Annotated in this window: 23 protein-coding genes; 9 read left to right on the top strand and 14 right to left on the bottom strand. The window is 33.1% G+C overall.

Going from position 1 to position 26137, the window contains the following annotated elements; all coding sequences use genetic code 11:
• Positions 1 to 123: 123 nt before the first annotated feature.
• From ychF to BN349_RS16245, 3 genes are all read right to left on the bottom strand, one after another.
• Positions 124 to 1224: a redox-regulated ATPase YchF gene (ychF, locus tag BN349_RS16235; protein WP_019243387.1), complete on the bottom strand. Its 1101-nt coding sequence runs from the start codon at positions 1222 to 1224 to the stop codon at positions 124 to 126.
• Between the two features lie 422 nt (positions 1225 to 1646).
• Positions 1647 to 1844 carry a DUF951 domain-containing protein gene (locus BN349_RS16240; protein WP_019243388.1) on the bottom strand — a complete coding sequence of 66 codons (198 nt, stop codon included), beginning with the start codon at positions 1842 to 1844 and terminating at the stop codon, positions 1647 to 1649.
• Positions 1845 to 1855: 11 nt separating this feature from the next.
• Positions 1856 to 2749: a mechanosensitive ion channel family protein gene (locus tag BN349_RS16245; RefSeq protein WP_019243389.1), complete on the bottom strand. Its 894-nt coding sequence runs from the start codon at positions 2747 to 2749 to the stop codon at positions 1856 to 1858.
• Between the two features lie 208 nt (positions 2750 to 2957).
• Between BN349_RS16245 and yyaC the strand changes: the two genes are divergently transcribed.
• A complete protein-coding gene (gene yyaC, locus BN349_RS16250) occupies positions 2958 to 3584 on the top strand; it encodes a spore protease YyaC (RefSeq protein WP_019243390.1) in 627 nt (208 codons plus the stop codon).
• Between the two features lie 252 nt (positions 3585 to 3836).
• Here the strand turns inward: yyaC and BN349_RS16255 are convergent, their stop codons facing one another.
• The 11 genes from BN349_RS16255 to rpmH all read right to left on the bottom strand — a co-directional run bounded on the left by BN349_RS16255 (position 3837) and on the right by rpmH (position 14729).
• Positions 3837 to 4550, bottom strand: a complete 714-nt coding sequence (locus BN349_RS16255; RefSeq protein ID WP_019243391.1) for a DUF554 domain-containing protein — start codon at positions 4548 to 4550, stop codon at positions 3837 to 3839.
• A gap of 315 nt (positions 4551 to 4865) precedes the next feature.
• On the bottom strand, positions 4866 to 5708 hold the full coding sequence (locus BN349_RS16260) for a ParB/RepB/Spo0J family partition protein (protein WP_019243392.1): 843 nt from the start codon (positions 5706 to 5708) through the stop codon (positions 4866 to 4868).
• The gene (locus BN349_RS16265) at positions 5701 to 6462 is read right to left on the bottom strand and encodes a ParA family protein (protein WP_019243393.1); all 762 of its coding nucleotides are present in this window, start codon (positions 6460 to 6462) and stop codon (positions 5701 to 5703) included. Before BN349_RS16265 ends, BN349_RS16260 begins: the two co-directional genes overlap by 8 nt.
• A 441-nt stretch (positions 6463 to 6903) precedes the next feature.
• Positions 6904 to 7776 carry a nucleoid occlusion protein gene (noc, locus tag BN349_RS16275; protein ID WP_019243395.1) on the bottom strand — a complete coding sequence of 291 codons (873 nt, stop codon included), beginning with the start codon at positions 7774 to 7776 and terminating at the stop codon, positions 6904 to 6906.
• A 341-nt stretch (positions 7777 to 8117) separates the two neighbouring features.
• A complete protein-coding gene (gene rsmG, locus BN349_RS16280) occupies positions 8118 to 8834 on the bottom strand; it encodes a 16S rRNA (guanine(527)-N(7))-methyltransferase RsmG (protein WP_019243396.1) in 717 nt (238 codons plus the stop codon).
• 20 nt (positions 8835 to 8854) lie between these two features.
• Positions 8855 to 10741 (bottom strand): tRNA uridine-5-carboxymethylaminomethyl(34) synthesis enzyme MnmG, encoded by a 1887-nt coding sequence (gene mnmG / locus BN349_RS16285; RefSeq protein WP_019243397.1) that lies wholly within the window; start codon positions 10739 to 10741, stop codon positions 8855 to 8857.
• Between the two features lie 97 nt (positions 10742 to 10838).
• On the bottom strand, positions 10839 to 12224 hold the full coding sequence (gene mnmE / locus BN349_RS16290) for a tRNA uridine-5-carboxymethylaminomethyl(34) synthesis GTPase MnmE (RefSeq protein WP_019243398.1): 1386 nt from the start codon (positions 12222 to 12224) through the stop codon (positions 10839 to 10841).
• A 313-nt stretch (positions 12225 to 12537) separates the two neighbouring features.
• Positions 12538 to 13158, bottom strand: a complete 621-nt coding sequence (jag, locus tag BN349_RS16295) for an RNA-binding cell elongation regulator Jag/EloR (protein WP_019243399.1) — start codon at positions 13156 to 13158, stop codon at positions 12538 to 12540.
• The gene (gene spoIIIJ, locus BN349_RS16300; RefSeq protein ID WP_019243400.1) at positions 13155 to 13928 is read right to left on the bottom strand and encodes a YidC family membrane integrase SpoIIIJ; all 774 of its coding nucleotides are present in this window, start codon (positions 13926 to 13928) and stop codon (positions 13155 to 13157) included. The genes jag and spoIIIJ overlap by 4 nt, the downstream gene beginning before the upstream one ends.
• Positions 13929 to 14127: 199 nt before the next feature.
• Positions 14128 to 14490, bottom strand: coding sequence for a ribonuclease P protein component (gene rnpA / locus BN349_RS16305; RefSeq protein WP_019243401.1), 363 nt, complete (start codon positions 14488 to 14490; stop codon positions 14128 to 14130).
• 104 nt (positions 14491 to 14594) lie between these two features.
• Complete coding sequence (rpmH, locus tag BN349_RS16310; RefSeq protein WP_019243402.1) at positions 14595 to 14729, bottom strand: 50S ribosomal protein L34; 135 nt, start codon at positions 14727 to 14729, stop codon at positions 14595 to 14597.
• Between the two features lie 796 nt (positions 14730 to 15525).
• Here rpmH and dnaA point away from each other — a divergent pair.
• The 8 genes from dnaA to BN349_RS16350 all read left to right on the top strand — a co-directional run bounded on the left by dnaA (position 15526) and on the right by BN349_RS16350 (position 25853).
• Positions 15526 to 16878 (top strand): chromosomal replication initiator protein DnaA, encoded by a 1353-nt coding sequence (dnaA, locus tag BN349_RS16315; RefSeq protein WP_019243403.1) that lies wholly within the window; start codon positions 15526 to 15528, stop codon positions 16876 to 16878.
• 178 nt (positions 16879 to 17056) lie between these two features.
• Positions 17057 to 18190, top strand: a complete 1134-nt coding sequence (dnaN, locus tag BN349_RS16320; protein WP_019243404.1) for a DNA polymerase III subunit beta — start codon at positions 17057 to 17059, stop codon at positions 18188 to 18190.
• Between the two features lie 136 nt (positions 18191 to 18326).
• On the top strand, positions 18327 to 18545 hold the full coding sequence (gene yaaA / locus BN349_RS16325; RefSeq protein WP_019243405.1) for a S4 domain-containing protein YaaA: 219 nt from the start codon (positions 18327 to 18329) through the stop codon (positions 18543 to 18545).
• A 13-nt stretch (positions 18546 to 18558) separates the two neighbouring features.
• Positions 18559 to 19677, top strand: a complete 1119-nt coding sequence (gene recF, locus BN349_RS16330) for a DNA replication/repair protein RecF (RefSeq protein ID WP_019243406.1) — start codon at positions 18559 to 18561, stop codon at positions 19675 to 19677.
• A gap of 7 nt (positions 19678 to 19684) precedes the next feature.
• Positions 19685 to 19930, top strand: coding sequence for an extracellular matrix regulator RemB (gene remB, locus BN349_RS16335; protein WP_081591260.1), 246 nt, complete (start codon positions 19685 to 19687; stop codon positions 19928 to 19930).
• Between the two features lie 74 nt (positions 19931 to 20004).
• Positions 20005 to 21927, top strand: a complete 1923-nt coding sequence (gyrB, locus tag BN349_RS16340) for a DNA topoisomerase (ATP-hydrolyzing) subunit B (RefSeq protein ID WP_019243408.1) — start codon at positions 20005 to 20007, stop codon at positions 21925 to 21927.
• A gap of 127 nt (positions 21928 to 22054) precedes the next feature.
• Positions 22055 to 24565, top strand: coding sequence for a DNA gyrase subunit A (gene gyrA / locus BN349_RS16345; RefSeq protein ID WP_019243409.1), 2511 nt, complete (start codon positions 22055 to 22057; stop codon positions 24563 to 24565).
• Positions 24566 to 24776: 211 nt separating this feature from the next.
• Positions 24777 to 25853, top strand: coding sequence for an HD-GYP domain-containing protein (locus BN349_RS16350; RefSeq protein ID WP_019243410.1), 1077 nt, complete (start codon positions 24777 to 24779; stop codon positions 25851 to 25853).
• The last annotated feature ends 284 nt before the right edge of the window (positions 25854 to 26137 follow it).

Here is a 26137-nt window from a genome sequence, read left to right on the forward strand (position 1 = left end):
ATCATCAAGAAACAAGCAAACTTCTTTCCAAGAAAAAAAGCCGTCCAGTTAAACAACAAAGCCTAACTCGCATATTAGAGTTAGGCTTTCTCTGGTATTTCAATATCAAGGTGTTACCTATCTTTACACATTAAAACGGAAGTGAATAACATCTCCATCTTTAACAATATAGTCCTTACCTTCCAAACGAACTTTCCCAGCTTCACGAGCTGCTGCCATATTTCCACCTGCAAGTAAGTCTTCATACGATACTGTTTCAGCACGGATAAATCCTCTTTCAAAATCAGAGTGAATAATTCCAGCACATTGAGGAGCCTTCATTCCTTGGATAAATGTCCAAGCACGTACTTCCTGTACACCTGCAGTAAAATACGTCGCTAAACCTAATAAGTGGTATGCTGCACGAATTAATTGGTCTAAACCAGATTCTGCGATTCCGAGCTCAGATAAGAACATTTCTTTTTCTTCACCTTCAAGTTCAGCAATTTCAGATTCGATTTTCGCACATACAACAATTACTTCAGCATTATCTTTTTCTGCAAATTCACGTACTTTTTGAACATGAGGATTTCCTGAAGGATCAGCCACATCATCTTCACTAACGTTAGCTACGTATAAAACAGGTTTTATCGTTAATAAGTGCATCATTTTGACTACACGCATCTCTTCTTCAGTAAATTCCACTGTACGAGCTGGCTGTTCATTTTCAAAAGCTTCTTTTAAACGAACTAAAATATCATGCTCAAACATTGCTTCTTTATCTTTTTGTTTAGCCATTTTAGCTACACGTGCGATTCTTTTATCAACAGATTCTAAGTCAGCTAAAATAAGCTCTAAGTTAATAACTTCAATATCTTCAATCGGATCTACTTTACCAGCAACATGTGTGATATTTTCGTCCTCAAAACAACGTACTACTTGGCAAATTGCGTCCACTTGACGAATATGTGATAAGAATTTATTTCCTAAGCCTTCACCCTTACTTGCTCCTTTAACAATTCCAGCGATATCTGTAAATTCAAATGTAGTTGGAACAGTTTTCTTTGGTTGAACAAGCTCAGTTAATTTTTGTAAACGTGCATCAGGAACTTCTACAATACCCACGTTCGGGTCAATTGTACAGAATGGATAGTTGGCAGATTCCGCACCCGCTTGTGTAATTGCATTAAATAATGTCGATTTTCCTACGTTTGGTAAACCTACGATTCCAGCTGTTAAAGCCATAAATACATTCACTCCTCTATAAATTGAGCTACTACAAACGAAAAATCCTCAAAAATTCTTCAAAAGCCGTAGCAAATATTTCATTAATATCTATCTTGATAATTCATACTTCTTATAAAAAACAATATCATTGCTCTAAAGGTGTTTTTCATAAAAATTAAATACAAAAAATCCACCATAAATCTCTACCAATTATAGAGATTACCACAAAAAAAGACAAGTATAGATACTGAGAAAGACCACTAACCATTCTTCATAAGAAAAAACAAGCTACACTGAAAAAGACTATTCTAATAATCAGGCTCCCATAAAGAAATAAGGTTGTAATAAGTGCAAAACGCTCGCTATTTCCTTCCACGTACTACATATGAATAAAAATTCACGACTACATTATACCGTTCGGTAAAAAAAAGAAGCATGATTTACTCCTCATGCTTCACCAAAATTTTCTTCAACTTACGCGTAAAATCCTTACGTGGAATTAACACACTATGTCCGCAGCCTTCACATTTTATACGAATATCCATACCTAAACGAATGATTTTCCATTTATTTGCTCCACATGGATGAGGTTTTTTCATTTCAACAATATCATTTAAATTATATTGTTTGTCTTCCATTCAAATTCCCCCTACAATTGCTTAGCAGTTTGGCCGTTATGATCCTTCTCTTGTCGATTATACATGACCATACGTGGAAATGGAATTTCAATACCATTAGCATCTAATGTTTCTTTTAATTCCCTACGAAGCTGTCTAGCAATATAAAAATGTCGCATTGGAAGAGTTTCCGCCGTAATACGAAGTACAACTTCTGATGGACCAAAGCTTTGAACTCCTAATAATTCTGGGGCCTTTACTAAATCTTCATATCTGTCTGGCATACTTTCAAGTAAGTGATTGATTACTCGTTCTGCCTGGTCAACATCACCTTCATAAGCAATGCCTATATCAACTATCGCTACACTATTATGAATGGAAAAATTAGTAACTTCTAAAATGTTCCCATTTGGAATAACATTCAGCTCGCCTGATATTCCTTTAATTTTTGAAGTACGAAGGCCAATCTCTTCAACGGTACCTTCTACTGTTCCAATTCGCACATAATCCCCAACAGCAAATTGATCTTCAAAAATAATAAAAAATCCTGTAATAATATCCTTCACAAGACTTTGCGCTCCAAAACCGACTGCTAGACCCAGAACCCCAGCCCCAGCGATTAGTCCTTTAACAGGAATACCTAATGAATCTAAGATCGTCATTAGCGCAATAAAGTATATACAATAGGACAATACACTTTTTAACAGCCTAGCCATTGTTATTTCTCTTCGTTCCGAAGTTCGTAAAGGGCTTTTATCTCTTAATACAAATATATTCGTAATAATTTTCTTCCCTATTTTAACAACGATTCCAGCAATAATTAAAATCAGCATAATCTTAATGGAAACATCCATTATGTTTAACCATAGCTCTTCATCCGTAAATTTACTAATAAATCTATCGACAACTTTACTTGAGAAATCCAACTTTTTTCACCTTCTCCTATGATTACTACTTATATCATTTTCTTTACTATGACGCTTAGGTATTGACATTCTCAATATTTTAACAGATATATATGCGAAAAAACTAGAAATTTGACATAAAAACCTTTGCCATTTTTTTCGAAGTACGTATACATTTTACTTTATGTCCGTATACTGTTACTACCAGAATTAAAGGAGTGGAAGTATTATGAGCGTTAAACGTAGGCTTTTTGAAACCAGTAGTCAATCTAATCGTATTTTAATTGAAGAAACGAACGCAAAAGAGCAAATTTCCAATAATCTATTAACATACCTTCCTACTAATAATCAAAATCCTATTGTTATTGTATGTATTGGTACAGATCGCTCAACAGGAGATTCACTTGGACCATTAGTTGGAACCTTCCTTTCTGAAAAAACAAAGCTTCCTTTCCATATATACGGTACCCTAGAAGATCCTATTCATGCAGTCAATTTAAAAGAGAAGCTCCTTGAAATAAAATCAAATCATCCAAATGCATTTATTATTGCTGTCGATGCTTGTTTAGGTAGAATGAAAAATGTTGGTAGTATTCAAGTTTGTAATGGACCTGTCAAACCAGGAGCTGGCGTAAATAAAGACTTGCCTGAAGTTGGTAACATACATATAAATGGGATTGTAAATGTCAGTGGGTTTATGGAGTTTTTTGTCTTACAAAATACCAGATTATCTCTTGTTTTAAATATGGCAAGAACGATAGCTGATGGTATTTATTTTGCCGGACAGCGTGTTACCACTCAACATTATTCTTCTCAAATAAAATGGCCGTTACATTCAGAAAAAGCTAGTCAATAAAAAGGATGACTTAAACTTTTTTAAGCTGTTTTAAAGATTGATGTTTTAACATAAGGTCGATAAATAAAACCAAGAAAAGCGAGATTGGTGAGATTCCACAGGCTTTCCATGCACCGAGGAGGCTCACCGCTTTCTCCGTGAAAAGCCTGCCTAGCATCTGGAAGCAAAATTCACTTTAATCTGCAGTCACTGGTTCGGGTAAACACCCTTATATATAAACGCTTCCTTCTGTTCTCTAAAAGATACGAAATTTTATATTTGAATATGAACATAATGAAAAATCGTTGTCAACAGAGCTACAATGATAATAGCTGGTAATAGATTAGCCACTCTAATCTTTGTAATCCCCATAATATTTAAACCAATAGCAACAATCATTATCCCTCCAGTTGCCGTCATTTCAGTAATAAAAAAATCCATTAATTGACTAGGAACCACCTTGTCTATTTGTGTGGCAAATAAAGCAATTGTTCCCTGATATAAAACCACTGGTACCGCTGAGAAAATCACTCCAATTCCGAGTGTACTTGCTAGTACTATTGCTGTAAACCCATCAATAATAGCCTTCGTATAAAGAATATTATGATCCCCACGAATTCCGCTATCAAGTGCTCCTAAAATGGCCATTGCCCCAATAACAAAAATTAAAGTGGCCGTCACAAACCCTTCTGCAATATAGCTTTCTTTTTCAGCTTGAAGCTTATTTTCTAACCATTGACCTAATTTGTTTAGCTTATCATCTAAATCAATCCATTCTCCTAAAACAGCACCTATTACAAGGCTTAAGATGACAATTAAAAATTGTTCACTCTTTAGGCCCATTTGTAAGCCAATTAATACTACGGCTAAACCAATAGCATACATAACAGTTTGTCTAACCTTCTCCTGTATGTTACGGAAACCCCTTCCAATTAATGTGCCCATAATGATACAAATTCCATTAACTATAGTTCCTAGTAATACCATGATTGCATCTCCTAAATATTCAATCGATTTCCTAAGCCCTGTTAAACAAGGTCGATTTTTTAGACATAATCCTTTTTTTCCCGAGTATTTTCAACACTCAATCCTTGCTATTGCATTTATTCACTATATTTATAAATCATCTATATTATTAAACAGATTCTACTTATAAAAAAGGAAGATGCTCCATTTTACCACATAATTCAAGAATTTTCAGATAAGTTAGTGTCATAATATATGAATTTGCTCTCTAACTTTCATATAATAAGCTAGATGCAAAAAAAAAGAGTACCCGAGGTAAACCCTCGGAACTCCTTTTTATCTATCTAATAGCTCTAATATTCGATTTAAATCTTCAGGTGAGAAAAATTCAATTTCAATTTTTCCTTTTTTCTTCTTTTGAGTAATAGTAACAGTTGTTCCAAAACGCTCTCTTAACAAACCTTCTTGTTCTTCAATAAAAATATCTTTTTTTATTGGTTTTTTCTTCGTTTCACGTGGAACATTTTCATTTATTTGTTGTATAAGCTGTTCTAATTGACGAACATTAAGTCCATCTTTCACAATTTTTTCAACTACTGCTTCGAGAACATTTTTCTTTTTCAATCCTAATAGCGCTCTACCGTGTCCCATTGATATTTTCCCTTGAGTTATTAACTCTTGGATATTCTCTGGAAGTGCTAGCAAACGTATATGATTGGTAATATGCGGTCTACTTTTCCCAAGTCTCTTTGCAAGTTCTTCTTGTGTAACATCTAATTTATCTAAAAGAGTTTGATAAGCTACTGCTTCTTCTATCGGTGTTAAATCTTCACGTTGTAAGTTCTCGATAATAGCCAATTCCATCATTTGTTGGTTATTAAAGTCTTTAACAACGACAGGAACAGTTTTTAATCCAGCTGCTTTAGCTGCACGAAAACGACGCTCACCTACAACAATTTCATACCCTTTAATACTTTTCTTTACTATAATCGGTTGAAGAATGCCATGTGAAAGAATAGATTGCTTTAAATCTTCAATTCCTTCTTCTGTAAATATCTTTCGAGGCTGATAAGGGTTGGGTCTTAATTCTTTTATAGCCACTTCTTGCACTACATCTTCTCTACTAGTCTCCATACTAGTAAATAATGCATTAATTCCTTTTCCTAATCCTTTAGCCATTTGACATCACTTCCTTTGCCAAGTCTAAATATACTTCCGCTCCCCTTGACTTTGGATCATAAATAATAATTGGTTCACCATGACTTGGTGCTTCACTCAGGCGAATATTTCTCGGAATAATCGTTTGATATACCTTGTCTTGAAAGTATTTTTTTACTTCTTCAATTACTTGAATACCAAGATTTGTTCTCGCATCCAGCATCGTAAGTAGTACACCTTCAATTTTCAAGTCTTCATTTAAGTGCTTTTGCACAAGACGAACTGTATTTAATAATTGACTTAAACCTTCAAGTGCATAGTACTCACATTGAACTGGAATAATCACGGCATCTGAAGCTGTTAGTGAGTTAATTGTTAGCAATCCCAAAGAAGGAGGACAGTCGATAATAATATAATCATAATTAGCTTTTACTTTCTCCAATGCCCGCTTTAATCTTACTTCTCGAGATATAGTAGGTACCAATTCAATCTCTGCACCAGCCAACTGAATGGTAGCAGGAATGACATGTAGATTTTCTACTTTAGCATGTTTTATTACATCAGCCGCTTCTAAATCATCAACAAGTACATCATAAATACATTGATCAACATCAGCTTTATCAATACCAACACCACTTGTCGCATTGCCTTGTGGATCAATATCTACCATTAATACCTTTTTACCTATATACGCTAAACAAGCAGCAAGATTTACAGAAGTAGTAGTTTTACCTACTCCACCCTTTTGGTTAGCGATGGATATTACCTTTCCCACGATGTCACCTACCTTTACTCCTTCATAAAATACAAATAAGTATATTAAAGTGTAAAACTATTAAATTAAGAGAAACAAACATCTCACATGTAACTCATTTTAACATAAAAATTGAACTTTATATTTTTAAATTCAATAACTTTTCTATCAGTTAAATGGAAATTCTTCATTAATTCTGTATTTTTATGAGGAAAAGGCTTATTTCTGCAAAAATATTTCTCTTTTACAATTAAAATAAAGGAGCTTTGGCTATTTTCTGCCACACTAAGCTCCTTTTATCAATCTACTATTCATTAACCTTTCATGATTGGCTAAACTGGTAGTTTACCTTTATTTACTCTTTAAATACTACTTGCACGTTTTCTAAAAAAGTAGCAATGAAAAAAATACAGAGGAAAGCGAGCTTTTTCAAATGAAAAAACACTTAATGATAGTTTTGAATTATTTCTTTGTTTTTGGAATTTTTATCGTAAACTGATAGTACTCTTCATGCTCTTCTTCTTCAGAATCTAATTGAATACCATTATCTACAACCATTGTAAGAGACTGACGTATTGTATTAACCGCAATTCTCATATCCTTACTAAAAGCTTTTCTTTTTGGCTTAGGTTTTTTTTCAGCAGTTGATAATAATTTTTGTACTCTTTCTTCTGTTTGCTTTACATTAAGATTTTTTTCAATAATTTCATTAAGAAGTGCAATTTGCTTTGCTTCTTCTTTTAATGGTATTAATGAACGAGCATGACGTTCTGTTATTGTCTTACTTAATAACGCATTTCTCACTTCATTAGGAAGCTTAAGTAATCGAAGTTTGTTAGCCACTGTTGATTGTCCAATACCTAATCGTTGTGCTAACGCTTCTTGAGTAAGTTGATGGAGCTCCAACAATTTACTATAAGCAATTGCCTCCTCAATTGGAGAAAGTTCTTCACGTTGTAAGTTTTCAATAAGTGCAACGGACGCAGTTTCAGTATCATTGAAATTTTTAATAATAACTGGTGCAAACTCCCAACCAAGCTTCTGCATTGCTCTGAAACGTCGCTCTCCGGCAATTAATTCAAACTTCCCTATTTCATATTCTCTTACTACGATAGGCTGTATAATACCATGTGTATGGATCGTTTGGGCTAATTCAGTAATTTTATCTTCGTTAAAAATTGTTCTTGGTTGATAACGGTTTGGAACAATATCTGAAATAGGAATTTGCTTTATTTCTTGATTATTACTAGAACTAACCTCTTCCACTTGCTCTTCTTCTACAATTGTTTCTTCTTTTTCACTAACACCAAAAAATCGCGAAAAAGGATGCTTCATATCCCCAACACCACCTTTAAGAAACTCCCTTCATACATATTCTTTATTGAAATGACAAGTTCCTTCTATTTTCTAACGACAAAAACAAACAAAAAACTCATTATTACTTTTTAAGTTTCACGTGAAACTTAAAAAAGCATATTTTAATAGACTAAGAGATTTATTACTTTTCCTAATCTATTTCTAATTCATTCCTACATCCATAAGCTAGAATCAATAATAACCCTAGCTTATAAATGAATTTTTTAACAAACTAACAAATTTCTCTACTACTCAAATATGTATACTTCGAGCACATGTTTTCAAAACTAAATCTAAAATAAATGAATGTATAGCTATTTCTATTCAATTGGTAATTTACCAGGTGTACCTGGTTTACGTGGATATTTTTTTGGAGTTGCTTTTACTTTTTTTATCGTAATAATATTTCTTTCACTATTTTCTATAGGTAAATTCATACTTTCTACTTTTTCTAACTTTCCACCTAGTGTTGTTATAGCTTTTGTAGCAACCTTTAATTCATCCTCTGCACTCGAAGCTTTCATGGCTACAAAATAACCATCTACCTTAGCTAATGGAAGACATAATTCTGTTAATACAGATAGCCTTGCCACCGCTCTTGCCGTTACAAGATCATACTGCTCTCTATGCTTTGGATTTTGTCCAAATGTTTCCGCACGGTCATGATAAAATGATACATGCTCTAATTTTAATACATCAGCTAAGTGATGTAAAAATGAAATTCTCTTATTTAAAGAATCAACAATAGAAACTGAGAGATGTGGGAAACAAATCTTCAATGGAATACTCGGAAAACCTGCTCCAGCTCCAACATCACAAATTTTGTCTACTTTTGTAAAATCAAAATAAAATGCAGCAGAAATCGAGTCAAAAAAATGTTTTAAATAAACCTCTTCTTTTTCAGTTATGGCTGTTAAGTTCATTTTTTCATTCCACTCAACTAAAGTAGTGAAATATAGTTGAAATTGTTCTAATTGCCACGGAGAAAGAATAATACCCTTCTCCGCTAACATATCCTTAAATACTTGTTCGTTCATTCTTTTCCACACCTATACGCTTAATTTGTAATTCGAGCAATTTTTCCTTGTTCTAGATATACAAGTAAAATAGAAACATCCGCAGGATTTACTCCTGAAATTCGAGAAGCTTGAGCTACTGTTAACGGACGTACTTGTTTTAATTTTTGACGTGCTTCAGAAGCTAAACTATTGATAGCATCATAATCTATATCCTCTGGAATTTTTTTATTTTCCATTTTTTTGAGTTTTTCAACCTGTTGTAAGGATTTCTCAATGTATCCTTCATACTTGATTTGAATTTCTACCTGTTCTTTTATTTCATCTGTTAAAGGTAATTCGCTCGGAACTAATTGTTCAATATGGCTATAATTCATTTCAGGACGTTTTAATAGATCAGCCGCTCTAATACCATCTTTCAACTCACTACCACCAACTGAGACAATCAACTCTTGTAATTCTTTAGTAGGCTTCAACATCACTTCTTTTAATCGAGCTTTTTCTTCATAAATCATCTTTTTCTTCTCTTCAAAGGCATGATAGCGTTCTTCTTTAATTAACCCAATTTTTGCTCCAATATCAGTTAAACGAAGATCAGCGTTATCATGTCTTAAAAGCAAACGATATTCTGCTCTTGATGTTAATAATCTGTATGGTTCATTGGTTCCTTTGGTTACTAAATCATCGATTAGAACACCAATATAAGCATCAGCACGCCCTAATATTAATTCTTCTTTACCAAGTGCTTTTAAAGCAGCATTAATACCAGCCATTAAACCTTGACCAGCTGCTTCCTCATATCCTGAAGTACCATTGATTTGTCCAGCTGTATATAAAGATTCGATTTTTTTCGTTTCTAATGTTGGCCATAATTGTGTTGGTACAATTGCATCATATTCAATCGCGTATCCTGAACGCATTAGTTGAACGTTCTCAAGACCTGGAATCGATGCTAACATACGTTTTTGAACATCTTCTGGAAGACTTGTAGACAATCCTTGTACATATACTTCTTTTGTATTTCTACCTTCTGGTTCAAGGAAGATTTGATGGCGAGGTTTATCATTGAAACGAACGACTTTATCTTCAATAGAAGGACAATATCGCGGTCCTGTACCTTTAATCATACCTGAATACATAGGTGAACGATGTAAATTATCATCTATGATTTGATGTGTTTCAGCACTAGTATATGTTAACCAACAAGGCAATTGATCCATAATAAATGAAGTTGTTTCATAAGAAAATGCGCGTGGAACATCATCACCTGGTTGAATTTCCGTTTTACTGTAATCAATCGTATCACTATTTACACGTGGAGGTGTACCTGTTTTAAAACGCACTAAATCAAAACCTAATTCCTCTAAATGCTCGGAAAGCTTAATAGAAGGTTGTTGATTGTTCGGACCACTAGAATATTTCAGTTCTCCTAGTATAATTTCTCCTCGTAAGAAAGTTCCTGTTGTAATAACAACGCATTTCGCATGATAAATGGCACCAGTTTGAGTAATAACACCTTTACATTTGCCATCTTCAATGATTAATCGTTCAACCATCCCTTGCATAAGCGATAGATTTTCTTCTTTTTCAATGGTTAGCTTCATTTCTTGTTGATAAAGTAATTTATCTGCTTGAGCACGCAAAGCACGTACAGCCGGACCTTTTCCCGTATTAAGCATGCGCATTTGAATATGGGTTTTATCTATATTTTTCCCCATTTCTCCACCTAAAGCATCGATTTCTCGTACAACGATTCCCTTAGCTGGTCCACCGACAGATGGATTACACGGCATAAAAGCTACCATATCCAAGTTTATTGTAAGCATTAATGTTTTCGCTCCAAGTCTTGCTGCTGCTAATCCCGCTTCACAGCCCGCATGACCTGCTCCGATAACTATAACATCATAATTACCTGCTTCATATGACATTTCTCTTTCTCCTTTGCATAATAGTGATTTTTTATCACTGAGAATTTACTTTTATATCCGTACAGCAATCTCATATTTTCTATTAGAAAGAACTTTTCTATTTTCCTAAACAGAATTGAGAAAATAGCTGATCAATTAAACTTTCACTAACACTATCACCAATAATTTCTCCTAGTAGTTCCCAGGCTCTTGTTAGATCAATTTGAACTAAGTCAATTGGTACTCCATTTTCAATCGCTTCTATTGCATCTTCAATAGTATTTAACGCCTGAGAAATTAATGCTACATGCCTAGTATTAGATACATATGTTAAATCACTAGCCTCTAGTTCCCCTTCGAAAAATAGATCTGATATAGCTTCTTCTAGTTCATTTACACCTTTATCTTCTAATAGTGATGTAGTCATCACAGAAGCATTACCTGCCAAATCTTTTACTCGATCAATATCAATTTTCTGAGGTAAATCAGTTTTATTAACTATTACAATAAAATCCATACCCTTTATCGCTTCAAATAGCTTTTCATCTTCTTTTGTTAACTGCTCAGAATAATTTAAAACAAGTAGAATTAAATCAGCCTCTTTCAAAACAGCTCTTGATTTCTCTACACCAATTCGTTCAACGATATCTTCTGTCTCTCGAATTCCTGCCGTATCTAATAATCGTAATGGTACGCCTCTAACGTTAACATATTCTTCAATAACATCACGTGTTGTTCCTGGAATATCCGTAACAATTGCTTTATTTTCTTGAACAAAACTATTTAACAAAGATGATTTTCCTACATTTGGTCGACCAACAATAACTGTAGATAAACCTTCTCGTAGTATTTTTCCTTGTTCCGCTGTTTGCAAAAGTTTTTTCAGTTGATCTTTTACATAAGATGCTTTTTCAATAAGCATATGATGAGTCATTTCTTCTACATCATCATATTCTGGATAATCTATATTTACTTCAACGTGAGCGAGAGTTTCTAAAATCTCCTGTCGGAGCCTACTAATTAAATTGGATAAGCGACCTTCCATTTGGTTTAATGCGACATTCATGGCACGATCTGTTTTTGCGCGGATTAAATCCATTACAGCTTCAGCTTGTGACAAATCAATCCGACCATTTAAAAATGCTCTCTTTGTAAATTCACCCGGTTCAGCCAATCTCGCACCATTTGTTAGGACAAGATTAAGCACCTTTTTGACTGATACGAGTCCACCATGACAATTTATTTCAACAACGTCTTCTCTTGTAAAAGTCTTCGGTCCTTTCATTACTGAAACCATTACTTCTTCCACAACTTTTTCTGTTTTCGGATCAAATAAATGGCCATAATGAATAGTATGCGTAGGCACTTCAGAAAGCTTTTTTCCACGTGCCCCTTTATATATTCGATCGATAATAGCTAATGAATCATCACCACTTAATCGAACAATAGCAATTGCTCCTTCTCCCATTGGAGTTGAAATTGCTGCAATTGTATCAAATTCCATATTGTCACCTCACCTCTTAAATAGGTTATCTATATTTAAGCAATTATAGACATTTACAAAATATAAAGTCCTAAATAAATACAATAACACAGACTTTTTTCGAAAAAAAGTCAAACTACATTCTAAACCCAGTTATCCACAAAGCTGTTTTTTATTAGTTTCCATCGATTATTGTAACTTATCCACATGTGAATAACAAACCCCGAACTCACCCTTCTATTATTCACAAGCAGCGATTATTAATATTGATTGACCCTATTATTTTTAGAAATTTAAAAAAACCTTTTTAGTTTTCACTAAAAAGGTTTTTCTCTTATTTTTTATTTGTAATAACTAAATGACGATATGGATCTGTTCCTCTAGAATATGTTTCAATTTGTTTATACTTCATTAATGCAGTATGAATTACTTTTCGCTCATATGAAGGCATAGGTTCCAAAGCAACTTCTTTTCTAGTTTTAAGAACTTTTTGAGCCATTTTTTCCGCAAGCTGAACAAGCGTTTCATTTCGTCTTTTCCTATAATCTTCAGCATCCAACATAATTGTTAAATATTGTTTTGACTGACGATTTGCAACTAATTGCGTTAAGTATTGAAGAGAATTTAACGTCTGTCCCCTTTTTCCAATTAGAAGCGCAATTTTTTCTCCAGAAAGCTTAAAGGTAATATACTTTCCATCCTTTACCACATCAATTGCTACTTTCAAGCCCATATTTTCACAGACTTCTTTCAGAAATTTATGTGCTTCTTCTACTGGATCAGGTTGTTGAGTTACTTTTACAATCGCTTTACGAGAGCCAATAAGTCCAAATAATCCCTTTTTTCCTTCATCTAGTATTTCAATTTCAACGCGGTCTCTTGTTGTTTTTAACTGAGCTAAAGCTGATTCCACTGCTTCTTCGACATTTTGTCCTGTAGCAGTTATTTCTCTCACTTCTTCGCTCCTCCCGCTTTTCCAGTTTGTGTTTTCTTCAAATCTGGACCTTTTATGAAGTACGTTTGTACAATCATAAAGATATTACCAACTACCCAGTATAATGAAAGTGCTGCTGGAAAATTGATAGCAAATACAACGATCATGATTGGCATTAACCAAAGCATCATTGCCATTTGTGGATTGTTTTGTTGACCAGCCATCATCATTTTTTGTTGAATAAAAGTTGTTATACCAGCAATAATTGGTAAGATAAAATACGGATCTTTATCTCCTAAATCAAACCATAGAAAACTATATTGTTTAATTTCTTCTGTACGCATAATTGCGTGATAGAAACCAATTAAAATTGGCATTTGTATAATCAGTGGAAAACATCCAGCTAATGGATTTACTCCATGCTTTTGGAATAAAGCCATTGTTTCTTGTTGCAATTTTTGTTGAGTCGCTGCATCTTTTGATGCGTATTTTTCTTTAAGCTTTTGCATTTCTGGTTGAATTGCTTGCATAGCTTTTGTACTTCTAGTTTGTTTAATCATTAACGGTAAAATCAATAAACGAATTAAAATCGTAACAACGATAATTCCCGCTCCAAAGCTATTTCCCAATGCATGAGATACAGTAGTGATTAACATCGATAGCGGATATACGATAAATTCGTTCCAGAAACCTTCACTCTTAGCATTAATCGGTTGGTTAATTTCTGTACAGCCAGATAATAATGCCATAACAAAAACAAGACCAACTATAAGCAATATTCGCTTTTTCAAACGTTTTTTCCTCCTTATTGCTTGTTTCTATATCGTTAACGGTCACTATCGTTTCCATTAAGCCTATCTTTTTTATTTTAATAGAAAAGCTTGTCCAAAGAAATATGTATTATAAATAAATCTAGAATGGATTAACTATAAATTATTAATCCATTCTGTATTTCAATATTCATTCATATACCATAGTTAAAGGAAAAAATTATTCCTTTGTTTTTTTCGGAACATTTTTAAAAGCTTTTCCTCGTTTTAACACATGAATTAAGCTACTCTTTACTTCATGGAAATTCATATCTGCAGCAGGCTTTCTAGCGATTATGACATAATCATTGCTTCCAAATAAATCATCATGCATTTCTAAAAAAGCCTGGCGAATATATCTTTTAATTTGATTTCTCGTAACAGCATTTCCAATTTTTTTGCTTACTGATAAACCGATACGAAAATCATCTTGCTGATCTTTAGTCAGAATATAAACAACGAATTGTCTATTAGCAAATGATTCACCTTTATGAAAAACTTGCTGGAATTCTTCATTTTTTTTAATTCTAAATTTCTTTTTCATTTTACACACCTTCTAGTCAGTTCAATCCACCCGTACTATTAGGTCAAAAAAGGAGCCAGTTCTTTATTAAAACTGAAAAAAGACCACTGAGATTTTTCAGTGGCCTATGCAGATAATACTTTTCTACCTTTACGACGACGAGCAGCTAACACCTTACGTCCGTTTTTAGTGCTCATACGTGCACGAAAACCATGAACTTTACTGTGTTTACGCTTATTTGGTTGATAAGTTCTTTTCATTATATGACACCTCCCTGAGGATTGCAGTTAAAGACAGTCTTTGTAATTATATAGATGAATGATAGAAAATGTCAACTCTAAATAGAAAACATATCTCTTCATTGATAATTCCTCCATACATTCTACCTTACATTTCGACAAATATCTATAAAAATAAATATTCGTTTTAAAAAACGGGAGTAAATTATTTTTTCTTCACTCATCATCTTGTCTTTAACTGTTTTCCAAAAAATAATTATGAGATCTCATATACCACTTTTTTTACCTATAATTCTGCTTGTGGATAGTTTTTTTGACAAATTTTCATTATCCACAACAGTATTAGACAAGTTTTGCACATGTTAAACCCTGTGCATAAAAAAATATCCTCAAACATTTGATATGTGGATAACTTATAATAAACATTGCAACAGCCTGAGTTTTTTGATATTATATTTATGTTTTCACTCTGGATAACATTTATCCACAAATCTACTTGTCCACATTCTGTGGATAAACTGTGGATAGTTATTTACAGGTGTTTATAAATAGTTATCCACATCAAGTGGATTATGTCGAAAACCTACTTTTGTTCTTATATATATAGTTTATACACAGTAACAATGGCTACTTTTAAAAATGATACCTTTTATCTTATGAATGAAAAGCAGATTTCATTCTCCTTTTGCATGATTTTTTTACAAAAGGTTTTTATCATTTTTACCGTAAATGAAACAAATTATTCTTTAATTTATTAGAATTAAAACCATTTATGTATAAAAAACTAAGGAAAACTTAATACAAAGGAGGGATTGCTATGGAAAATATCGATGAGCTTTGGGACAAGGTATTGGTCGAAATGGAGAAAAAGGTTAGCAAACCTAGTTATGAAACTTGGTTAAAATCTACAAAAGCCTCTTCTTTACAAGGAAACACCTTGATTATTACGGCTCCAAATGAATTTGCAAGAGATTGGCTAGAAGAAAGATATACTCATCTTATTTCTAGTGTCTTATATGAAGTAATCGGAGAAGAATTACTAGTAAAATTTATTATTCCTCAAAATCAAAATAATGTAGATTCGGATATCATTGATGCACTAGGAAAGAAAGAAAAAAAACGTGATGATGATAATAATGATTATCCGCAGCACATGTTAAATAATAAAAATACTTTTGATACCTTTGTAATTGGTTCCGGAAACCGTTTTGCACATGCCGCATCATTAGCTGTAGCTGAAGCACCGGCCAAAGCTTATAATCCTCTTTTTATTTATGGAGGCGTTGGATTAGGTAAAACACACTTAATGCATGCTATAGGACATTATGTTTTGGAGCATAATCCTTCAGCAAAAGTGGTTTATTTATCCTCAGAAAAGTTCACAAATGAGTTTATTAATTCCATTCGTGATAATAAAGCTGTTGAGTTTCGTAATAAATATCGAAAAGTAGATGTTTTACTCATAGATGATATTCAGTTTCTTGCTGGAAAAGAATCTACTCAAGAAGAATTTTTCCATACATTTAATACACTGCATGAAGAAAGTAAACAAATTGTTATTTCAAGTGATCGACCTCCAAAAGAAATTCCGACTCTTGAAGACCGATTGCGTTCTAGATTTGAATGGGGTCTTATTACAGATATTACTCCACCAGATTTAGAAACACGGATTGCTATTTTAAGAAAGAAAGCGAAAGCAGAAGGATTAGATATCCCGAACGAAGTAATGCTATATATTGCAAATCAAATTGATTCAAATATTCGAGAACTTGAAGGAGCATTAATACGTGTTGTTGCTTATTCTTCGTTAATAAACAAAGATATTAATGCTGATTTAGCAGCAGAGGCATTAAAAGATATCATTCCTAGTGCAAAACCAAAAATAATTACGATTTATGAAATTCAAAAAGCTGTTGGAGAGCAATTTAATGTAAAACTTGATGATTTTAAAGCAAAGAAAAGAACGAAATCCGTTGCTTTTCCTAGACAAATTGCTATGTATTTATCTAGAGAACTTACTGACTCATCATTACCTAAAATAGGCGATGAGTTTGGAGGTAGAGATCATACAACTGTTATTCATGCACACGAAAAAATTTCTAAGTTAGTAGAAGTTGATTCTCAATTACAACAGCATATTAAAGAAATTAATAATCGTCTTAAAATGTAGTAATACTGAATTCTGTTGATAACAAATAGATGCTTATACACAGTCTGTCCACATGTGGATAGACTGTTTTTCCTTAGAGTTTCACAAGTTATCCACAAATCCACAGGCCCTATTATTACTATTACTATTTTTTTAAAAACATAATTATAAGATTCTCTAATTTATAAGGAGGCCCATTATGAAATTTATTATTCAAAGAGATCGACTTGTTCAAAGTGTACAAGATGTTATGAAAGCAGTCGCATCTAGAACAACTATTCCTATTTTGACAGGTATAAAAATAACAGCATCTCATGAAGGTGTTACATTAACAGGTAGTGATTCAGATATTTCTATTGAATCTTTTATTCCACTAGAAGAAGAAGGAAATGAGTTAGTTGATGTAAAAGTAACAGGTAGTATTGTGCTACAAGCGAAATACTTCAATGAAATTGTTAAAAAATTACCACTAGATGATGTCGAAATTAGTATTGAAAATGGGTTCCAAACGATTATTCGATCAGGTAAAGCTGAATTTAATTTAAATGGTTTAGATCCTGAAGAATATCCACATCTTCCTCAAATCGAAGAAGAAAACATAATTAGTATTCCAACAGATTTATTAAAAACATTAATTAGACAAACTGTTTACGCAGTGTCCACGTCAGAAACACGACCTATCTTGACAGGTGTCAACTGGAAGGTTGAAAACGGAGATATCATCTGTACTGCAACAGATAGTCATCGATTATCATTACGTAAAGCTAAGGTACAATCTAATACGACTGAAAGTTATAATGTGGTGATTCCAGGAAAAAGTTTAACGGAATTAAGTAAAATTCTTGATGATTCTCAAGATCTAGTTAATATCGTTATTACAACTAATCAAGTTCTATTTAAGGCAAAACATTTATTATTTTTCTCAAGATTGTTAGAAGGAAATTACCCTGATACTTCTCGATTAATTCCATCAGAAAGTAAAACGGATATTACTCTAAACACAAAAGAGTTTTTACAATCAATCGTTCGTGCATCATTACTAGGTGAAGGTAAAAATAATATTGTAAAATTGTCGACAATCGACCAATCTGGAGTAGAAATTTCTTCTAATATTCCTGAAATAGGAAAGGTTGTTGAAGAAGTTCGAGCAGAGCGCATCGAAGGAGAAGATTTAAAAATTTCGTTTAACGCTAAATTTATGATGGATGCTTTAAGAGCGTTAGAAGGAACAGATATACAAGTTAGTTTCACTGGAGCGATGAGACCATTTGTTATTAAATCTGAAAATGATGATACAATGTTGCAACTTATTCTTCCTGTAAGAACATACTAAAATAAAAAGCTGTTAGTACTTACTAACAGCTTTTTTACTAGCTAAGGAAGTATAAATAAAGAGTTTCCTTTGTGTATTGAGCTATGTTTTAGTAAAATGAAGTACTAGAGACGATAAAGAAAGAGTGTATGTATTTATGAAAAACATCTCAATTTCAACTGAATATATTACGTTAGGTCAGTTTTTACAAGTTGCGGATATTATTGATAGCGGTGGCATGGCTAAATGGTTTTTAAGTGAGCATGAAGTTTTTGTTAATGGAGAACTAGATGTTCGAAGAGGGCGAAAACTGCGAAATAATGATATGATAGAGATACCTGAATTCGGTAAGTTTCTTATAACTGGAGTAAAGTAAAGGAAACGATTTTATGTATATTGAATCACTAAAAGTGAAGAACTATAGAAATTATGATTCATTAGAAATAAATTTTGAAAATAAAGTGAATGTTATTTTGGGTGAGAATGCTCAAGGTAAAACAAACATTATGGAATCTATTTATGTTTTAGCTATGGCTAAATCTCATCGAACAACAAATGACAAAGATCTTATTCGTTGGGATCAAGAGTATGCTAAAATAGAAGGTAGAATTCATAAAAGAAATACAACTGTCCCCCTAGAATTAATTATTTCTAAAAAAGGCAAAAAAGCAAAGTGCAACCATATCGAGCAGCAACGTTTAAGTCAGTATGTTGGGAATATGAATATTGTTATGTTTGCTCCAGAAGATTTAAATCTTGTAAAAGGGAGTCCACAAACGAGAAGACGTTTCATAGATATGGAGATTGGACAAGTATCCCCAATTTATTTATATGAGTACACCCAATTTCAAAAAATATTACAACAAAGAAATCATTACTTAAAAATGCTGCAAACAAAGAAACAAACGGACTTGGCAATGCTGGATATCCTAACTGAACAGTTTATTCAGTATGCAGTTAAGATCATTGAGAAGAGATTTCAATTTCTTTCACTTCTTCAAAAGTGGGCAGAACCAATTCACAAAGGAATATCACGAAATTTAGAGACTTTACAAATTCGTTATAAACCCTCTGTAGATGTATCAGAATCAATGGATTTGTCGAAAATAGTTGAAGAATACAAAGAAAAATTTGTTAAAATAAAACAGAGAGAGATAGATCGTGGTGTTTCTCTATTTGGGCCTCATCGTGATGATTTGGTTTTTATGGTTAATGACAGAGATGTACAAACCTTTGGATCACAAGGACAACAAAGAACAACGGCTTTATCGCTAAAATTGGCTGAGATTGAACTAATTCATTCTGAAATTGGAGAATATCCCATTTTATTATTAGATGATGTGTTATCAGAGTTAGATGATTACCGACAATCGCATCTTCTAAACACCATTCAGGGAAAAGTTCAAACGTTTGTCACAACAACTAGCGTAGAAGGTATAGATCATATAACCTTACAAGAAGCATCTACATTTGAAGTTGTCCATGGAAGTATGAAGCAAGTGAAATAGAGGTGAAATGATGTACATCAAAATTGGTAGGGATGAGGTTGTTAAATCTAAAGATTTAATTGCAGTGTTGGACCATCAAAGCATTGAAGGTTCAGGAATTACAAAGGAATTTGTCGAAGCTTCTACCGATTTCTTAATACATAAAGAAATGGAATCATATAAATCAATTGTAATTACAACAGATAAAGTATATTTTTCTACTCTTTCTTCTGCTACACTATTGCAGCGTTCTAATAAAAGCTTAGAAAAATAAATTATCCAATTAGTGATATGTAAGCAATCTCACAGTGTATTTCAAATAAAAAGTGCAGGTGATACGGATTGACAATGGATCAAAAAACAGATCAAATTGAAAATTATGATGCGAATCAGATACAAGTATTAGAAGGTCTTGAAGCGGTTCGAAAACGCCCAGGAATGTATATTGGTTCAACAAGTGAAAAAGGACTTCATCATCTAGTTTGGGAGATTGTTGATAATAGTATAGATGAGGCATTAGCCGGATTTTGTGATCATATCGAGGTCATCATTGAAAGTGATAATAGCATCACTGTAAAAGATAATGGACGAGGTATACCAGTCGGCATTCAAGAAAAAATGGGTCGACCAGCAGTTGAGGTTATTTTAACGGTTCTCCATGCTGGTGGGAAATTTGGTGGCGGAGGCTACAAAGTTTCTGGAGGATTGCATGGTGTAGGTGCTTCTGTTGTAAATGCATTATCAACAGAATTAGAAGTTTTCGTTCATCGTGATGGTAAGATACATTATCAAAAATATGAAAAAGGTGTTCCTTGTGCAGACCTGAAAGTAATTGGAGAAACAGATACTAATGGTACAACTATTCATTTCTGTCCAGATGGTGAAATCTTTACGGAAACGTTAGAGTACAATTATGATACTTTAGCTACACGTCTTCGTGAACTAGCGTTCTTAAACCGAAATATTAAAATTTCAATTAAGGATGATCGTGAACAAAAACGTTCGAATGAATATCACTATGAAGGCGGTATTACTTCATATGTTGAACATTTAAATCGTTCAAAAGAGGTCCTTCATGAAGAGCCAATCTCTATTATGGGTGAACGTGATGGTATAACAGTAGAAGTAGCGTTACAGTATAACGATGGATATACAAGTAATATTTACTCTTTTGCTAACAATATCCACACATATGAAGGTGGAACCCATGAAGCTGGTTTTAAATCTGCTTTAACTAGGGTTATCAATGATTATGCTCGTAAACAAGGTTTAATTAAAGAGAATGATCCGAACCTTTCTGGTGACGATGTTAGAGAAGGATTAACTGGAATAATATCAGTAAAGCATCCTGATCCTCAGTTTGAGGGACAAACGAAAACAAAGCTAGGTAATACCGAAGCAAGAACAATTACTGATTCTATTCTTTCTGAAAAACTCGAAAAATTTATGCTTGAGAATCCTGCGGTAGGAAGAAAAATTGTCGAAAAAGGATTAATGGCGGCTAGAGCTAGAATGGCTGCTAAAAAAGCGAGAGAATTAACTCGTAGAAAATCAGCATTAGAGGTTTCAAGTCTTCCTGGAAAATTAGCAGATTGTTCATCAAAAGATGCATCCATTAGTGAACTCTATATCGTTGAGGGTGATTCAGCGGGAGGATCAGCAAAACAAGGAAGAGATCGTCACTTTCAAGCTATCCTACCTCTAAAGGGTAAAATTTTAAACGTTGAAAAAGCAAGACTAGACAAGATTTTATCGAACCTTGAGATTCGAACTATCATTACTGCATTAGGTACAGGAATTGGAGAGGAATTTGATATTACGAAGGCCCGCTATCATAAAATTGTAATTATGACTGATGCCGATGTAGATGGTGCGCATATCCGTACATTGCTACTAACATTCTTCTATCGATACATGCGTAGCTTGATTGAACACGGTTATATTTATATTGCTCAACCGCCATTATATAAAATTTCACAAGGTAAAAAAATTGATTATGCTTATAATGATAAACAATTAGAAGAGATAATTAATTCATTACCAGAACAACCAAAACCAAATATTCAAAGATATAAAGGTCTAGGAGAAATGAATCCTGAACAGCTTTGGGAAACTACAATGGATCCTGAGAATCGAACATTACTGCAAGTAGCATTGAAAGATGCGATTGAAGCAGATGAAACGTTTGAAATTTTAATGGGTGATAAAGTAGAACCTAGAAGAAACTTTATCGAAGAAAATGCAGTATATGTAAAGAATCTTGATATATAAAGGAAGCAGGATAGAATGACAGATCTATCCTGTCTTTTACATAATAAGTAAAATAATAAATAAGCAAATGCTTTGAAAATAAGTAAAATAATAAATAAGCAAATGCTTTGAAAAGGAGGTTTTCTCCATGTCAGAATCTAGAGTAAAAGAGATTAATTTAAGTCAAGAAATGCGTACATCATTTCTTGACTATTCAATGAGTGTTATTGTTTCACGTGCCCTTCCAGATGTGAGAGATGGTTTAAAACCGGTACACAGACGTATTTTGTATGCCATGAATGATTTAGGAATGACTTCTGATAAACCGTATAAAAAATCAGCGCGTATCGTTGGTGATGTTATTGGTAAATATCACCCTCACGGTGACTCAGCTGTTTATTTTACTATGGTACGTATGGCACAGGATTTTAATTATCGTTATACGTTAGTTGATGGCCATGGAAACTTTGGTTCCATAGATGGTGATGCGGCTGCTGCGATGCGTTATACTGAAGCACGTATGTCGAAAATCTCTATGGAATTAGTAAGAGATATCAATAAGGATACCATTGATTATCAAGATAACTATGACGGCGAAGAAAAAGAGCCAGTTGTATTACCTTCACGTTTTCCAAATTTATTAGTTAATGGTTCATCTGGTATTGCTGTAGGTATGGCAACAAATATACCACCTCATCAGCTAGGAGAAACAATTGATGGAGTTCTAGCAATTACTAAGAATCCAGATATAACTATAGATGAATTAATGGAAATTATTCCAGGACCAGATTTTCCAACTGCTGGACTTATTTTAGGACGTAGCGGAATTCGTAAAGCTTATCAAACGGGGAAAGGCTCTATTATTCTTCGAGCTAGGGTTGAAATTGAAGAAAAATCTAATGGTAAGCAGAGCATTATTGTTAAGGAAATTCCTTATCAAGTGAATAAAGCAAAGCTTGTTGAAAAAATTGCTGAATTAGCTCGTGACAAGAAAATTGATGGTATAACAGATTTACGAGATGAGTCAGATCGTAAAGGTATGCGTATTGTAATGGAATTACGCAGAGACGCTAATGCAAATGTATTATTGAATAATCTTTACAAGCATACAGCATTACAAACAAGCTTTGGAATCAATTTATTAGCTTTAGTAAATGGACAACCAAAAGTGCTTAATTTAAAGCAATGCTTGGTTCATTACCTTGATCATCAAAAAGTTGTAATTCGTAGAAGAACAGAATTTGAACTGCGAAAAGCGGAGGCTAGAGCCCATATTTTAGAAGGATTACGTATAGCCTTAGATCATTTAGATCAAATTATTGCTCTAATCCGTGGTTCAGAGACTGGAGAGATTGCGAAAGAAGGATTAATGACACAATTCGCACTTTCTGAAAAACAAGCACAAGCTATTCTCGATATGCGATTACAAAGATTAACAGGTTTAGAGCGAGAAAAAATTGAAAATGAATACCAAGCTTTAGTTGCGTTAATTGCTGAACTTAGAGCAATTTTAGCGGATGAAGAAAAAGTATTAGAAATCATTCGTGAAGAATTGACGGAACTAAAAGATCGTTATAACGATACTAGACGAACAGAAATTGTTATGACTGGATTAGAAAGTATTGAAGATGAAGATCTAATTCCAGAAGAAAATATCGTTATTACTTTAACTCATAAAGGATATATTAAACGTCTACCAAGTTCTACGTATAAGAGTCAAAAACGTGGAGGACGAGGAATACAAGGTATGGGTACGAATGAAGATGATTTTGTAGAACATCTTTTAACAACAAGTACTCATGATACTATTCTGTATTTCACGAATAAAGGTAAAGTATATCGTAAAAAAGGATATGAAATTCCTGAATTCGGTCGTACGGCTAAAGGTTTACCAATTATTAACCTATTGGAAGTAGAACCAGGTGAGTGGGTAAATGCTATTATTCCAGTTAGTAAGTTTGAAGAAGATAATTATTTATTCTTCACAACAAAGGATGGAATATCTAAACGATCACCATTAACTTCATTTGCAAATATCCGAAATAGTGGACTTATTGCTTTAGGGTTAAAAGAAGGCGATGAGTTAATTTCTGTGAAGTTAACTGACGGAAATAAAGATATTATCATTGGAACTAAAAATGGAATGATGATTCGATTCCCAGAGACAGATGTTCGTTCTATGGGAAGAACTGCAACAGGGGTTAAAGGAATTACCCTTCGAGATGGTGATGAGGTTATTGGTATGGACCTTATTAACGAGGGTGAAGAAATTCTAATAGTAACGCATAATGGATACGGTAAAAGAACTGATGAAAAAGAATATCGTATTCAAAGCCGTGGCGGTAAAGGTATTAAAACATGTAATATTACAGATAAAACGGGTACTTTAGTTGCTATTAAACCAGTTAGTGGTGAAGAGGATCTAATGATCATTACAGCAGCTGGTGTAATAATTAGAATGGGCGTTGAAGGAATCTCTCAAACGGGTAGAAATACACAAGGTGTTAAACTGATTCGCCTAGGTGACAATGATAATGAATTCGTTTCTACTGTTGGTATTGTTGAAAAAGAAGAAGAAACTGATGACGATAATCTAGAGGATCATTCAGAATCTAGTGAAGAAATTCTTGAGGAAGATTCATCAGCTAGTGAAGAGTAAAAGCATAATATGATAAAGATTTAAAAAATAAAAGGCTTCTAAACGAAGATTATGACGTTTAGAAGCCTTTTTTGTTTCCTTTAAGACTACTAAATTACACCAGAAAGTAAAAATTCTGAAATTTATTTACAATTCACCTAGTGTTACCTAAATAAATGCATTATTATAATACTATAGGAAAAAAGGCTCTGTTAAAGGGGTGGCAATATTGTTGATTGATATTAAATATCTTCAAAAGGGATGCATTATAACGAAAGATGTTCTAGGAAAAACGAATCATCCAATCGTGAAACAAAGCACCATTATTGATGGAGACTTACTAGACGTACTTCATGCTTTTTTAGTTCGAGAGGTTAGCGTTGCTAATACGCTAGCAGATGGTACAAGGTTTATTCCAAAGGAAATAATAAAAAATGAAGACAATGATAGTGTTGTTTCTGTTGAAATAAGCTTTCATGATGCGTATTTACAAGCAGTAGAAGATTATCAAAAATTATTTAAATATTGGCAAGCTGGAGCACATATAGATGTAACAGCAATTAGGAAAATTTTCGTACCTTTACTTGAAAGGGCATTAAAAGCGGATAAGGAGATTTTTACATTATATCAGTATTCTTCTAAAGATGAATATTTCTATCATCATGCCATATCGGTAGGATTAATATGTGGATACTTAGGTAAGAAATTAAACTTTAGTAAAGGTGATATTGTCCAAGTAGCGCTTGCTGGCTGTTTAAGTGATGCTGGTATGGCTAGAGTCCCATTAAAAATATTAGAAAAGCCAACTCCATTAACTTCTGAGGAATTTCTAGAAATCAAAAAACACCCAATGTATGGATTTAGTATGCTTCAAAAAAGTAGTACTTTAAAGAAAGATGTTATACTTGCTATTTTGCAGCATCATGAAAGATTAGATGGATCAGGCTACCCTAAAGGCGAAAAATCTTCTAATATACATATGTTTTCGAGAATACTTGCTGTTGCAGATGTATTCCATGCTATGACATGTGAAAGATTACATAGAAAAAAGCAATCATCATATAAAGTCATAGAAACCATTAAGCAAGATGAGTTCGGTAAATATGATTTGAATGTTTTAAATGCACTTATGGCTGGTGCTGTTCAATTAACAATTGGAACCCGTGTAAAATTATCAAATGGTTTAATAGGACAAGTAATGTATATGAACTCTAGAAATCCATTGAGACCACTTATTCGTTTAGAGGAAACGGATGAATTGATAGACTTAGAAAGAAAGAGAGATATTTTTATTATAGAAACCTATTAAAAAATATTTGAATGTGAAAATAGTGAAAGGAGAATCATTTGCGTAATGATTCTCCTTTAAAACTCTTATTTAAAATTAAATTTTCTGAATTTAAGTGAATGGGTTGATTTGTATCGAAACTACATATATAATATAAAAAGTCGACAAGGTAATAAAAAACTTGTTGACAGAAATTGTTTGAAGTGGTAATATATAAAAGTTGTCACTTGAAAAACAATGAAAAAAGTTATTGACAAACAAATAACTTAAATGATATAATTTAAAAAGTTGTTTCAGCAAAAAAT

It is taken from the genome of Bacillus sp. AP8 (assembly GCF_000321185.1).
Classification (GTDB): Bacteria; Bacillota; Bacilli; order Bacillales; family DSM-1321; genus Bacillus_AD; species Bacillus_AD massilioanorexius.